Below are 13,698 nucleotides of genomic sequence, written 5' to 3'. Positions count from 1 at the left end.
TTCCGGCACCTTCTGGAGTGGATGCCTTCACCGTATCCACTCCTTTGCATTTAGGAGTTCGCAACCATGATGGTCCTTTATTCAGGCACGACCTGCCCGTTCTCGCACCGCTGCCGTTTTGTGCTGTTTGAAAAGGGCATGGATTTCGAAATCCGCGATGTGGACTTGTACAACAAGCCCGAAGACATCAATGTCATGAACCCCTACGGCCAGGTGCCCATTCTGGTTGAGCGCGACCTGATCCTGTATGAGTCGAACATCATCAATGAGTACATTGACGAGCGCTTCCCGCACCCGCAATTGATGCCCGGCGACCCGGTGGACCGCGCGCGCGTGCGCCTGTTCCTGCTGAACTTCGAAAAAGAACTGTTCGTGCATGTCAACACGCTCGAAGCGCGCGCTTCCAAGGGCAACGAAAAAGCGCTGGAAAAGGCCCGCTCGCACATCCGCGACCGCCTGACGCAACTGGCCCCGGTGTTCCTGAAAAACAAGTTCATGCTGGGCGACAACTTTTCCATGCTCGACGTGGCTATTGCGCCGCTTCTCTGGCGCCTGGATTACTACGACATCGACCTGTCGAAAAACGCCGCGCCACTCCTGAAGTACGCCGAGCGCATCTTCTCGCGTCCGGCTTACATTGAGGCGCTGACACCTTCCGAGAAGGTCATGAGGAAGTAATGGTGCCCCCACGCTCGCTCGCTGCGTGTAGCTCGCTGCCCCCCAAGGGGGCTGTGCTTGCTCGGGGCGGCCCTTCGCGGCGCACCATGGCCTCCACGCTTGTCGCTTCGCGTACTGGGCAGCCCCCCGGGGGGGCGCTGCGCCTGCGAACCGGCGAAGCCGGATCCGCGGCTCCTGCTTGTAAAGAGGGTGGTTGCACGCTGATGTGGGGCGGGCGTGGCTGATTTCATGAACGCCCTGGACGCCACGTCGACACGCCCGTATTTGATACGGGCGCTGTACGACTGGTGCACCGACAACGGGTTGACGCCTTATGTGGCGGTGGCTGTTGACGAAACCGTCCAGGTGCCGCGCGAGTACGTCAAGAACAACGAAATCGTGCTCAACATTTGCTTTGATGCGACCAGCTCGCTGAAGCTGGGCAACGACTTCATCGAGTTCAAGGCGCGTTTTGCCGGCAGTGCGCGCGAAATCATGGTTCCCATCGCGCGTGTGATTGCCATCTACGCACGTGAAAACGGCCAAGGGATGGCGTTTCCGTTGGGGACACCTGTTACCGGCGTGTCTCAGGCGGACGCTGTTCTTGCCGCACCGCTGGTGTTGACGCCGGAATTGCCGGCAGAGCCGCCGACGGGGACGGCTGGGGACACAAAGGTCGTACAATTGGTCCCGGCCAACAATACGGCTCCGGGACGCGAGGATGATCCGGAGCCTCCCGACCCCCCCAAACCGCAGCAGGGCAAGAGGCCTTCGCTGAAACGGGTGAAATAAACGGGTCAAGTAAACTAGATTTGTGCCGCTTTAGCTCAGTTGGTAGAGCAACCGCCTTGTAAGCGGTAGGTCGTCAGTTCGAATCCGACAAGCGGCACCATTTTCACCAGTTCCGTTCCGGCCCCGCGCCGGCTGCCGGCGACTATCACTTCGATAGCAGGCTACGTAGATGGCATGAGCCCCCACGGGGTATTTGCCTTATATCCTGCTACTTTCGGGTTATTAGTATCTTCAGCCGAATTGAGGTAACCTTCCAACCTTTGTCGATCAGGCGGGACTGGATCAGCGGCAGCAGTTGGCGGACTTTGGCGGCAGCGGCATTGCTGCTGACCAGCAAGCACCACTCGCCGTCATCAATCGGGCCGGCTTGGACCGAGGACCGCAGGGTTTGCGGAATCAGGGACTCGATGGCCTTGAGCCTGTCGTTGGAATCCTGAACCAGCCCGGTCAGCCGCGCCAGAGACGGCGAGTTCTCGACCGCCTGGCTGAAGGTGACGGCCCGATGCGGGCGGTGGCTGGATTCCACGGCAGGTAGGCTCAATTCAAGGAGTGGGACAGGTGCATCTGATTATCACGGATGCGTGGCTAGCCAAAAGCCGCGCGGTTTATCTAAGTGGCACCCGGTTGGTGGTGGTCGGTTTTGTTGCTGCACTGGTCCTGATGCTGGTGGCTGCCGGCATGTACCACTGGGTTTTTCTCAAGGGCGCGCGTGAAGGCTGGCCGGTGATCGGATCGCTGGTCAAGCTGGTGGTCAAGGACGAGTTTGAACAGCGCGACCGCTTCCTCCGGGAAAACCTCGACGTCATGGCCAAGCGCCTCGGCGAGATGCAGGCCAAGATGATGCAACTCGAAGCCCTGGGCGAGCGGGTCTCAGGCTTGGCGGGCGTGAATCCCAATGACATCAAAACGCAGCCCGGGCGCGGCGGTGTGCTGGTCACCGGGCGCTCCCTGACCATGGAGGAGCTGCAAGCCACGCTTGCCGACCTCGACCGGCTAACCGACCAGCGCGTGGACCTGATGACTGTGATGGAGTCGCGCCTGTTCGACCAAAAGATCAAGAAAATGATGGTGCCGACACAGCAGCCGGTGCAGGCTGGCGTCCTGGGCTCGGCCTTTGGGTGGCGCATCGACCCGCTCAATGGCCGCTCGGCCCTTCACACCGGGCTGGATTTTCCGGCCGATCCGGGCACCCCCATCCTCGCCGCCGCTGGCGGTGTCGTGGTGACCCAGGAGTACCACTCTGCGTATGGGAACATGGTCGAGGTGGACCATGGCAACGACCTCGTCACGCGTTACGCACATGCTTCCCGCGTGCTGGTCAAAAAGGGTGACTTGGTCAAGCGCGGGCAAAAAGTCGCCGAGGTCGGCACCACTGGTCGCTCAACCGGTCCGCATCTGCATTTCGAGGTGCTGGTCCAGGGCGTCTACCAGGATCCTCAAAAATTCCTGACAGCGGGCCAGAAACTGCCGCAGGCGCCGACGGTTGCCATCGCCTCGTCAGCGGCAGCCCAGCCGGCCACCGTGCCCCGCCCGAAGTAAGGGGCGCAGCAGAGGTAAAATTCTCGTTTGGCGCGCAGTTGAACAAACGGCGAGCGCCCACACTTACGTCGATACTCAATAAGGGATTTCGGCCGCACTGCCAGCTCACCGGGGCTGCCAGCGCGGCCTCGCATTTATGGCTTCCAATATCCTGACCAAACTCTTCGGCAGCCGCAACGACAGGCTCCTCAAAACCTACCGCAAGTCCATTGAGCGCATCAGTGCGCTGGAAGCTCCGCTTGAGAAACTCGATGACACCGCGCTGCGCGCCAAAACCCGGGAATTCATAGACCGCGTGGCTGCGGGCGAAACCCTGGATGCAATTCTTCCCGAGGCGTTTGCGGTGGTCCGCGAAGGCAGCAAGCGCGCCATGAAAATGCGCCATTTCGACGTCCAGATGCTGGGTGGCATGGCGCTTCACAACGGCAAGATTTCGGAGATGGGCACTGGCGAAGGGAAGACCCTGACCGCCACCCTGCCGGTTTACCTGAACGCGCTGACCGGTAAAGGCGTGCATGTGGTGACCGTCAACGATTACCTGGCCAGCCGCGATGCGCGCTGGATGGGCAGGTTGTACAACTTCCTGGGCCTGACGGTGGGCGTCAACCTGCCCAACATGGCGCGCGAGGAAAAGCAGGAAGCCTACCGCTGCGACATCACCTACGGGACCAATAACGAGTTTGGTTTTGACTACCTGCGCGACAACATGGTTTATGAGGTCGCCGACCGCGTGCAGCGCGGTCTGAACTACGCCATTGTTGACGAGGTCGACTCCATCCTGATCGATGAAGCGCGCACGCCGCTGATCATCAGCGGTCAGGCCGAAGACCACACCGAGATGTACCTGGCGATGAACACGGTCGTCCCTGCGCTGACCCGCCAGGAAGGCGAGGCCGACCCGCGCACCGGTGAGGGCGTCACCAAGCCGGGCGACTTCACGCTGGACGAAAAGACCCAGCAGGTGTTTCTGACCGAGCAGGGTCACGAAAATGCCGAACGCATCCTGTTCAACCTGGGGCTGATTCCGGAAGGCGCCACCCTTTACGACCCGGCGAACATTTCGCTGATGCATCACCTGTACGCGGCGCTGCGCGCCAACCACCTTTACCACCGCGACCAGCACTATGTCGTGCAGGAAGGCGAGATCGTCATTGTTGACGAGTTCACCGGCCGTCTGATGTCGGGCCGGCGCTGGAGCGAAGGGCTGCATCAGGCCGTTGAAGCCAAGGAAGGCGTCGAGATCCAGCCTGAAAACCAGACCATGGCCTCGATCACCTTCCAGAACTATTTCCGCCTGTACGGAAAGCTGTCTGGCATGACCGGAACGGCCGACACCGAGGCCTATGAATTCCAGACCATCTACGGCCTTGAGACCACGGTAATTCCGCCGAACCGTCCGAGCCGGCGCGACGACCAGCTGGACCGCGTCTACAAGACCACGCGCGAAAAGTACGAAGCCGCCATCAAGGACATCCGCGAGTGCCATGAGCGTGGTCAGCCGGTGCTGGTGGGCACGACATCGATCGAAAACTCGGAAATCATCGACAAATTGCTGGAAAAGGAAAAACTTCCGCACCAGGTGCTCAATGCCAAGCAGCATGCGCGTGAGGCCGAGATCGTGGCCCAGGCCGGACGCCCCGGAATGATCACGATTGCGACCAACATGGCCGGTCGGGGCACCGACATCGTGCTCGGTGGCAACGTGGAAAAGCGCATCGAAATGGTCGAGGCTTCAGAGAGCATCCCCAAAGAGGGCAAGGACGCCGAAATCACGCGGCTGCGCGCCGAATGGTCGCAGGAGCATGAAAAGGTCAAGGGCCTGGGCGGGCTGCGCATCATCGCGACCGAACGTCACGAATCCCGCCGCATTGACAACCAGCTGCGCGGCCGCTCGGGCCGCCAGGGCGACCCCGGGTCGTCGCGCTTCTACCTGAGCCTGGACGATCCGCTGATGCGCATCTTCGCCGGTGACCGCGTACGCGCCATCATGGAACGGCTCAAGATGCCCGACGGCGAAGCCATCGAAGCAGGCATCGTCACGCGCAGCATCGAGTCGGCCCAGCGCAAGGTAGAGGCGCGCAACTTCGACATCCGCAAGCAGTTGCTCGAATACGACGACGTCGCCAACGACCAGCGCAAGGTGATCTACCAGCAGCGCAACGACATCATGGACGCCACCAGCCTGGGTGAACAGATCGCCTCCCTGCGCGAAGGCTGTTTCACCGACGTGGCCCGTCAGTACATTCCGACGGAAAGCGTCGAGGAGCAATGGGACCTTGCGGGCCTGGAAAAAGTGCTGCTTGACCAGTGGCAGATTGAACTGTCGCTGCAGCAGGAGGTGGAGGCAGCCAGCGCCATTTCCGACGAAGACCTGGTCGAAAAGGTGATCGCAGCGGCCCATGAAGCATTTGCCGCCAAAGTGGAAAAAGTGGGCGAGGAAAACTTTACCCAGTTCGAACGTGTGGTGCTGCTGCAGAGCATCGACAAACACTGGCGCGATCACCTCAGCGCACTCGACCATTTGCGCCAAGGCATTCACCTGCGCGGTTACGCCCAGAAGCAGCCCAAGCAGGAATACAAGCGCGAGGCTTTCGAGCTGTTCGGCCAGTTGCTGGACAGCGTCAAGAATGAAGTTACCAAAATCCTCATGACGGTGCAGGTGCAGTCGGGCGAGCAACTCGACCAAGCCGCCGAGGAGATGGAAGACCGTGCGGAGCGGATCGCCAACGTGACCTATACCGCGCCAACCGAAACTGGCGGCGTTGAGACCACGGTGGACGAGGAATCGCAACGCTACAAGCAGGCCCTGCCAGCTGGCGCCGTGCCGCGCGTCGGTCGCAACGATCCCTGTCCCTGCGGCTCTGGCAAAAAATACAAACTCTGCCACGGCAAGCTGAGTTGATGCCCCCACGTTCGTTCACTGCGTGTCACTCTCTGCCGCCCAAGGGGGCGCATTTTTCCTAGGGGCGGCCCGTCGGAAAAACCTTTCTACCCTACCGTTTCCTGGAGTCTCGAAAACATGCCTGTGAACTTGTCCGCCACACCCGCTGCCGACCTGTATCCCGTACCTGGTGTGCGCTGGGGCATCACCGAAGCAGGCATCCGCAAGGTGGGTCGCAAGGACCTGTCGGTGCTGTTGCTCGACGAAGGCGCTTCGGTCGGCGCGGTCTTCACGCAAAACCGCTTTTGCGCCGCGCCGGTTCAGCTGTGCCGCGAGCACCTGGCCAAAAACAGCGGCAAGAGCCTGGGCATACGCGCGATGCTGATCAACACCGGCAATGCCAACGCCGGCACGGGTGTCGAGGGCCTGAACCGGGCGCAGGCCAGCTGCATTGCGCTGGCCCGTGAACTGAATCTGGCACCCGAGCAGATCCTGCCGTTTTCGACCGGCGTCATCATGGAGCCCCTGCCGCACGACCGCATTGCCGCCGGCCTGCCTGCCGCCGTGGCAGATGCGCATGAGTCCCACTGGGGCAAAGCCGCCGAAGCCATCATGACCACCGACACCGTGGCCAAGGCTTTCTCCAGCCGCATGACTCTAGGCGGCGCGACGGTCACCATCACCGGCATAGCCAAGGGTGCCGGCATGATCCGGCCCAACATGGCGACCATGCTCGGCTTTCTCGCGACCGACGCCTGCGTGGCGCAGGACCTGATGGCGCAGCTCGCCACGGATCTGGCCGAGGGTTCGTTCAACCGGGTCACGGTCGATGGCGACACCTCGACCAACGATTCCTTCGTCGTGATGGCCACCAACCGCGCGAAACACGCGCAGATCACTTCGCTGGACAGCGCCGCCGGCCAGGCGCTGAAGGCGGCCATGCTGGACATCGCCCGGCGGCTGGCTCAGGCCATCGTGCGCGATGGTGAGGGGGCCACCAAGTTCATCACCGTGCAGGTTGAAGGCGGAAAAACCGCCGCAGAATGCCGTCTGGTGGCCTATGCGATAGCGCACTCGCCGCTGGTCAAGACGGCGTTTTTTGCCAGCGACCCCAACCTCGGACGTATCCTGGCCGCGGTCGGTTATGCCGGCATCGCCGACCTCGACCAGACAAGAATCGACCTGTATCTCGATGATGTGCTGGTGGCGAAAGACGGTGGCCGGCATCCCGACTATGTCGAGGCTGATGGCCAGCGTGTGATGAAACAAAGCGAGATCACCGTTCGCGTCGTGCTGGGACGCGGCGACGCGGTCGACACGGTCTGGACCTGCGACCTGTCTTACGACTACGTCAAGATCAACGCCGACTATCGCAGCTGAGTGCTGGCGCATTGACCATGAACGAGCAATTTGAACGCCTGATGGTCCGCGCCGAGTCTCTGCTGGCGCGCATCGAATCCGTGCTGCCGCAGCCGCTGTCGGCGCCGGACTGGAGTGCCTCGGTGGCTTACCGCTACCGCAAACGCAGCTCTGGCCATGGCGCGTTGGAGCCGGTACGCCACATCGGCCAGATGAGTCTTTCGAACCTCAAGGAAATCGAGGACCAGAAGGAAAAAATCCGGCGCAACACCGAGCAGTTCGTGAGCGGCAAGCCTGCCAACAATGTGCTGCTGACCGGCGCGCGCGGTACCGGCAAGTCCTCACTGATCAAGGCCTGCCTTAATGAATATTCGGCGCGCGGGCTTCGTCTGATTGAGGTCGACAAGGCCGACCTAGTGGACCTGCCCGACATCGTCGACGTGGTCTCCGTCCTGAGCGAAAAATTCATCGTGTTCTGCGACGACCTGAGTTTCGAGGAGGGCGAGCCCGGCTACAAGGCGCTCAAGTCCATCCTTGATGGCTCGGTCGCGGCGGCCACGCCCAATGTGCTGATCTACGCGACCAGCAACCGGCGCCACCTGCTGCCCGAATACATGACGGAAAACCTAACCTATTCCCGCAGCGAGGACGGCGAGGTGCATCCCGGCGAGGTGGTGGAAGAAAAAATTTCGCTGTCCGAACGCTTTGGCCTGTGGGTCAGCTTCTACCCCTTCAGCCAGGACGAGTACCTGACCATCGTCGCGCAATGGCTGTCGTCATTCGGTGTGACGCCAGAGGCCATCAGTGCCGCCAAACCGGCGTCGCTGGTCTGGGCGCTGGAGCGCGGCTCACGCAGCGGTCGGGTGGCTTATCAGTTTGCGCGCGACTATGCGGGGCGTGACAGCGACAGTCGGCCTGTGTCCGCGCCGGTGATCGCTGCCTACGAACGGCCCGGTGCTGCGGTTTCGGCTTCCGACCCCGGCGACCAGGCGGCTGACCACGCGACATGAGCGTGCTGGTGGCCGACGGCGAGCGCCCGCGCGAAGGTGGCGCGGACCGCAAGGTGGTCGATGTGGCGGTGGGTGTGCTGCTGCGGCCGGATGGCGACTTCCTGCTGACGTCGCGCCCGCCCGGCAAGGTCTATGAGGGCTACTGGGAATTCCCCGGCGGCAAGCTCGAGGCCGGCGAGACTGTGGAACAGGCCCTGCGGCGCGAGCTGCACGAGGAAATCGGTATCACAATAGGCGCGGCCCACCCCTGGAAGGTGGAGCTGGTCGACTACCCGCACGCGCTGGTGCGGCTCAACTTCTGCAAGGTTTTCGACTGGCACGGTGAGCTGCACATGCGTGAAGGCCAGGCGTTTGCCTGGCAACGCTTGCCGGTGTCCGTGACGCCCGTGTTGCCGGGCACCTTGCCAGTGCTGGACTGGTTTGCTGCGGAGCGCCAGTTTGCAGAGATCACCCGCGCCGCCGATTGAGGCAAGCCAGGGTAGCGTCTTCGCTACCTTTTTGATAGCTGCTTGCGCTTTACAGACAAGGGCTGGAGCCTGTTCTGGCTTGAAATTGAGGCTCTTCCCGGCATCAGGCTCAGGCCGTGAATTCCCACAGCTTTCTCGCCCCCAGCACCGCATCCGGGTAGGGTGCCTTTCCGCGCGAGCCGTTGTAGCGGCCCAGGCCCATGAACAGATCGCCTTTTTCCCGGTCCAGGTAGTGGCGCAAGATCACGCAGCCAAAACGCAGATTGGTTTGCATATGGAACAGCTTGCCGGGGTCGCCGTCGCCGATGACGCGCGTCCAGAATGGCATGACCTGCATGTACCCGCGGGCGCCGACCGGGCTGACTGCGAACTTGCGGAAGTTGCTTTCGACCTGAATCAGGCCCAGCACCAGCGCCACGTCCAGCCCGGCGCGTTTGCTTTCGTACCAGACGGTCTGCAGGAATTCCTTGCGGATTTGCAACTCCGGTTTTTTCTTTTTCAACCGATCGCTCATGGCGCCCAGCCAGCGCAGGTAGGCCAGCCGGCTGTCGGTATCGCGAAACTCGGGCACCGGTGGCGCCTGGCTGGCAATGGCCGAACTCAGCGCATTGCGCACCGGGTCGATCAGCGGTTCCTCGATCTGTCCGCCGGCCACGGCTTGCTCTGAAATAAATAGCAGAACCCCCCCGGCCGACAAGGACTGGAGGCACTTTCTCCTTGTAACCGCAGCTAGACAACAAGCCTCTGCCGTCATGCGGCCAGCTTGCCTTTCAGAAAGGAAAGGATCTCGGCACTCGCCACGTTGCTCGCAGCCGCGTCGCGGCGGTGCTGGTATTCGACTTGGCCTTCCTTGAGCCCGCGGTCACCGATGGTCACGCGGTGTGGCACGCCGATCAGTTCCCAATCGGCAAACATCGCGCCGGGGCGCTCGCCGCGGTCGTCCAGGATCACGTCCACGCCTGCGGCCACCAGATCATCATGCAGCTTCTGGGCCGCAGCCTTGACGTCGGGAAAGCGGTCCGGGCTGATGGGGCACAGCACCACGGTGAAGGGCGCAATGGCATCGGGCCAGATGATGCCCTTGTCGTCATGGTTTTGCTCGATGGCGGCGGCCGGCAGGCGTGTGATGCCGATGCCGTAGCAGCCCATCTGCAGGAACTGCGGCTTGCCGTTTTCATCGAGAAAAGTGGCGTTCATGGCCTGGCTGTATTTGGTGCCAAGGTAAAACACATGGCCTACCTCGATGCCGCGCTCAATAGCCAGAACACCTTTCCCGTCGGGCGACGGGTCACCGGCGATGACGTTGCGCAGGTCTGCAATCACCTCGGGTTCAGGCAGGTCACGGCCCCAGTTCACACCGGTGATGTGAAAATCCGGTTCGTTGGCGCCGCAGACCCAGTCGGCCATGACGGCGACCTCGCGGTCCACCACCAGCCTGATCGGTTTTTTCAGGTTCAGCGGCCCGAGGTAACCCGGCTTGCAGCCAAAATGGTCTTCGATTTCAGGCAGGGTGGCAAAGCGGAAACCGGCCAGACCATCGACCTTGCCGACCTTGACTTCGTTCATGTCGTGGTCGCCACGCAGCAACAGCAGCCAGACCTGGGTCTTGATGACTTTGCCGGCATCGTCGAGATCTTCGGTGGCCAGCACCAGTGATTTGACCGTTGTATCAAGCGGAATCGAGAGCAGCTCTGCCACATCGCCGCAGGTGGCCTTGCCGGGCGTGGCGGTTTTGGTCATGGCCCGCGAGGCCGCCTTGCGCAAACCTTGCGGCGTCAGCGCCTCGGCTTTTTCCATGTTGGCTGCGTAATCGCTATCGGGGCAATAGACGATAGCGTCCTCACCGGTGGCAGCAATCACCTGGAACTCTTCGCTCAGGTCGCCACCGATAGCGCCGCTGTCAGCGGCCACAGCGCGGTAGCGCAAGCCGAATCGGTCGAAAATCCGGCGGTAGGCGGTGGCCATCACCTGGTAGCTGGCTTTGGCTGCGGTCTGGTCCCGGTCGAAGCTGTAGGCGTCCTTCATGATGAATTCACGCCCACGCATCAGGCCGAAGCGCGGGCGGCGTTCGTCGCGAAACTTTGTCTGGATCTGGTACAGGTTTTTCGGCAGCTGCTTGTAGCTCTTGATATCCTGCCGCATCACATCGGTGATGACTTCTTCGCTGGTCGGCTGGACCACAAAATCACGGCCGTGGCGGTCCTTGATGCGCAGCAGCTCGGGGCCCATTTTTTCAAAGCGGCCGGTTTCCTGCCAGAGCTCGGCCGGCTGGATCACCGGCATGGTCATCTCGACCGCGCCGGCGCGATTCATTTCTTCCCGGACGATTGCTTCGACCTTGCGGATCACGCGCAGGCCCATGGGCATGTAGTTGTAAATGCCGGCCCCCAGCTTCTTGATCATGCCGGCGCGCATCATGAGCTGATGGCTGACCACCTCGGCGTCCGCGGGCGCTTCCTTGAGCGTGGAAATGAAGAACTGGGAGGCTTTCATGACTTGTTTTTCTGGGCTTCGTGAAGTTTTTGGGGGCGGTGCCCCGGGGTGCGCTTGGCTCTGAGCATTCTGCTGTGCATAATGGACTCAGTTTAAAAAATTTGAGGTTTGATTATGCTTGACCGGGACGGCTTTCGGCCCAACGTCGGCATCATCTTGCTCAACCAGAGAAGTCAGGTATTTTGGGGCAAGCGCATACGCACTCACTCCTGGCAGTTTCCGCAGGGTGGCATTGACCGTGGTGAAAATCCCGAGCAGGCCATGTTCCGCGAATTGCACGAAGAAGTGGGGCTGATGCCGCAACATGTGCAGGTGCTTGCCCGGACCCGGGACTGGTTGCGCTATGAGGTACCCGACCGGTTTATCCGCCGCGATGCGCGCGGACATTACAAAGGCCAGAAACAGATCTGGTTCCTGCTGCAGCTGGTCGGCCACGACTGGGACTTGAACCTGCGCGCGACTGACCACCCCGAGTTTGACGCCTGGCGCTGGAATGACTACTGGGTGCCACTGGACGTAGTCGTCGAATTCAAGCGCGGTGTTTACGAGATGGCGCTGACCGAGCTGTCGCGTTTTGTGCCGCGCGCCGACAACCGTTTTGATGCCAAACCGGACCACCGAAACCGGTATTTGCGCGGCGGCATGCGCCAGCGTGACCTTGGGGAAGCTGGCGAGCACGGCGTGCATGCGGCCGGCATCCCGGGCGCGTCCTTTGAGCTGCCTCCCGGCGCCACCTTCGAGCCTGACCCCCAAACCGGTCTGACCAGCCTGACAGCCATTTCCCAAAATGAAAAACATGATCATTAAATCACTGGTGATGGCCTGCCTGGTGGGCCTGTCGGCCACGGCCTGGGCGCAACGTGATGTGGACCTGCTCGACTGGAAGGAAGAGGCGGTTCCGCCGCCGCCGGCCTTCGACACGGGCAAGCTGCTGACCTTTGACGTCTTGCAGGCATCGTCGCTGGTCTTCGGCGTCGACCCCGCAACGTTGCGCATCTCGAAAGACGGTGTGCTCAGCTATGTGATGGTCGCTACCAGCGCAAGCGGCGCGCGCAATGTGCTGTATGAAGGCATACGCTGCGTAACCGGCGAGGTCAAGACCCATGCGCGTTACAGCCCCTCGGGCAGCTGGACACCGGTGACCCTACCCGAATGGCGCTCGATGTTCGACAACATGCCATCCAAACACGCATTGGCCTTCGCCCGGGCCGGCGCATGCGACAACTCGGCACAGGCCTCGTCGGTCGATGAAGTTGTCCGCAGGCTGAAACTCAACCGTTCCGGCCGCTTCAGCTGGTGAGCACTAGGTTGGTCCGGTGGACCATCTCGGTTTCGCCGGTGTAGCCCAGCAACTTTTCGAATTCCGCTGAGGGCTTGCGGCAAATCAGCCTGGCCTCGGCACTCGAGTAGTTGGCCAGGCCGCGCGCAATTTCTCCGCCTGCGGCATCATGCACGGCAATCACGTCGCCGCGCGAGAATTCGCCCTGCACCGAGGTCATGCCAATGGGCAACAGGCTTTTGCCTTCGTCGTGAACTTTCACCGCCGCGCCTGCGTCCACCGTCACCGAGCCGCGCAGCTGGAGGTGGTCGGCCATCCATTGCTTGCGCGCCTGGTTTTTCGGCGTTTGGGCCACCAGCAGGGTGCCGATGGCTTCACCCTGGGTCAGGCGGATCAATGCGTTGGGCTCGCGTCCCCATGCGATCACTGTCGACGCGCCAGAACCGGCCGCCCGTTTCGCCGCCAGAATTTTCGTGATCATGCCGCCCTTGCCGATGCTGGAGCCGGCACCACCAGCCATCGCTTCCAGCGCCGGATCGCCGGCGACCGCCTCATCGATGAAGCGCGCTTCGGGGCTCTTGCGCGGGTCGGCGCTGTACAGGCCTTTCTGATCGGTCAGGATGATCAGGACGTCGGCCTCCACCAGGTTGGCCACCAGCGCACCCAGCGTGTCGTTGTCGCCGAACTTGATCTCGTCGGTCACCACGGTATCGTTCTCGTTGATCACCGGCACCACGCCGAGCTGCAGCAGCGTCAGCAGGGTGGAGCGGGCGTTGAGGTAACGCTCGCGGTCGGTCAGGTCGGCGTGGGTCAGCAGCACCTGGGCGCTGCCGACGCCGTTGTCGCGCAGCTGGCTCTCATAGACCTGCACCAGGCCCATTTGTCCAACAGCGGCGGCGGCCTGCAGCTCGTGGATGGCCTTGGGGCGTGCTGTCCAGCCCAGCCGTTTCATGCCTTCGGCAATCGCGCCGCTGCTGACCATGATGACCTCCCGGCCGCTTTTGACCAAGACCGCCAGCTGCTGGCACCACAGGCCGATGGCGGCGGCGTCCAGGCCCCGGCCATCATTGGTGACCAAACTGGAGCCCACCTTGACCACAATGCGTCTGGCGTTCAGAAGGACTGGGGAAGCTGCGGTTGGTGGCATGTTCAGATCGTTTTGTGCTCCAGCCCTTACCGGTCGGGCGTGAGTAGCTATGATTATTGTAGCAAATGGACGCC

The 13,698-nt window shown here is 61.9% G+C and carries 13 protein-coding genes and 1 tRNA gene; 10 read left to right on the top strand and 4 right to left on the bottom strand.

All coding sequences use genetic code 11. The features are described from left to right. The first annotated feature begins 66 nt into the window (after positions 1-66). The 3 genes from H0W47_RS05290 (at position 67) to H0W47_RS05280 (ending at position 1,549) form a co-directional block, all read left to right on the top strand. Positions 67-678 carry a glutathione S-transferase N-terminal domain-containing protein gene (locus H0W47_RS05290; RefSeq protein ID WP_077594012.1) on the top strand — a complete coding sequence of 204 codons (612 nt, stop codon included), beginning with the start codon at positions 67-69 and terminating at the stop codon, positions 676-678. Positions 679-906: 228 nt separating this feature from the next. Continuing rightward, entirely contained in the window at positions 907-1,449 is a 543-nt protein-coding gene (locus H0W47_RS05285) for a ClpXP protease specificity-enhancing factor (RefSeq protein WP_296921588.1), read from the top strand. 24 nt (positions 1,450-1,473) lie between these two features. Beyond that, positions 1,474-1,549, top strand: a tRNA-Thr gene (locus tag H0W47_RS05280). A gap of 108 nt (positions 1,550-1,657) precedes the next feature. Here the strand turns inward: H0W47_RS05280 and H0W47_RS05275 are convergent. Next, positions 1,658-1,990, bottom strand: coding sequence for a hypothetical protein (locus H0W47_RS05275; protein ID WP_296921586.1), 333 nt, complete (start codon positions 1,988-1,990; stop codon positions 1,658-1,660). 17 nt (positions 1,991-2,007) lie between these two features. On the opposite strand from H0W47_RS05275, the gene H0W47_RS05270 reads away from it, so the two are divergent. From H0W47_RS05270 to H0W47_RS05250, 5 genes are all read left to right on the top strand, one after another. Then, positions 2,008-2,988 (top strand): M23 family metallopeptidase, encoded by a 981-nt coding sequence (locus H0W47_RS05270; RefSeq protein ID WP_296921584.1) that lies wholly within the window; start codon positions 2,008-2,010, stop codon positions 2,986-2,988. A 136-nt stretch (positions 2,989-3,124) separates the two neighbouring features. Continuing rightward, positions 3,125-5,890 carry a preprotein translocase subunit SecA gene (gene secA / locus H0W47_RS05265; RefSeq protein ID WP_296921582.1) on the top strand — a complete coding sequence of 922 codons (2,766 nt, stop codon included), beginning with the start codon at positions 3,125-3,127 and terminating at the stop codon, positions 5,888-5,890. 117 nt (positions 5,891-6,007) lie between these two features. Further along, entirely contained in the window at positions 6,008-7,249 is a 1,242-nt protein-coding gene (argJ, locus tag H0W47_RS05260) for a bifunctional glutamate N-acetyltransferase/amino-acid acetyltransferase ArgJ (RefSeq protein WP_296921580.1), read from the top strand. Positions 7,250-7,266: 17 nt separating this feature from the next. Further along, complete coding sequence (locus tag H0W47_RS05255) at positions 7,267-8,238, top strand: ATP-binding protein (protein ID WP_296921578.1); 972 nt, start codon at positions 7,267-7,269, stop codon at positions 8,236-8,238. Further along, complete coding sequence (locus H0W47_RS05250; RefSeq protein ID WP_296921576.1) at positions 8,235-8,705, top strand: NUDIX domain-containing protein; 471 nt, start codon at positions 8,235-8,237, stop codon at positions 8,703-8,705. Before H0W47_RS05255 ends, H0W47_RS05250 begins: the two co-directional genes overlap by 4 nt. 109 nt (positions 8,706-8,814) lie before the next feature. Here H0W47_RS05250 and H0W47_RS05245 read toward each other — a convergent pair whose 3' ends face one another. Together H0W47_RS05245 and H0W47_RS05240 are read right to left on the bottom strand one after the other, a co-directional pair. Next, the gene (locus H0W47_RS05245; protein ID WP_296921574.1) at positions 8,815-9,459 is read right to left on the bottom strand and encodes a lytic transglycosylase domain-containing protein; all 645 of its coding nucleotides are present in this window, start codon (positions 9,457-9,459) and stop codon (positions 8,815-8,817) included. Continuing rightward, positions 9,456-11,198, bottom strand: coding sequence for a proline--tRNA ligase (locus H0W47_RS05240; RefSeq protein ID WP_296921571.1), 1,743 nt, complete (start codon positions 11,196-11,198; stop codon positions 9,456-9,458). Before H0W47_RS05240 ends, H0W47_RS05245 begins: the two co-directional genes overlap by 4 nt. A gap of 114 nt (positions 11,199-11,312) precedes the next feature. On the opposite strand from H0W47_RS05240, the gene H0W47_RS05235 reads away from it, so the two are divergent. Together H0W47_RS05235 and H0W47_RS05230 are read left to right on the top strand one after the other, a co-directional pair. Further along, a complete protein-coding gene (locus tag H0W47_RS05235) occupies positions 11,313-12,005 on the top strand; it encodes an RNA pyrophosphohydrolase (protein ID WP_296921569.1) in 693 nt (230 codons plus the stop codon). Next, on the top strand, positions 11,995-12,498 hold the full coding sequence (locus H0W47_RS05230; RefSeq protein ID WP_296921567.1) for a CNP1-like family protein: 504 nt from the start codon (positions 11,995-11,997) through the stop codon (positions 12,496-12,498). The genes H0W47_RS05235 and H0W47_RS05230 overlap by 11 nt, the downstream gene beginning before the upstream one ends. Here H0W47_RS05230 and proB read toward each other — a convergent pair. Then, positions 12,488-13,624, bottom strand: a complete 1,137-nt coding sequence (gene proB, locus H0W47_RS05225; RefSeq protein WP_296921565.1) for a glutamate 5-kinase — start codon at positions 13,622-13,624, stop codon at positions 12,488-12,490. The genes H0W47_RS05230 and proB overlap by 11 nt on opposite strands. Positions 13,625-13,698: the final 74 nt, after the last annotated feature.

The organism is Polaromonas sp., from assembly GCF_013817205.1.
Classification (GTDB): domain Bacteria; phylum Pseudomonadota; class Gammaproteobacteria; order Burkholderiales; family Burkholderiaceae_C; genus Polaromonas.
The sequence above is the reverse complement of the archived record's forward strand: the minus strand, read 5'-3'. Positions and strand labels throughout refer to the sequence as shown.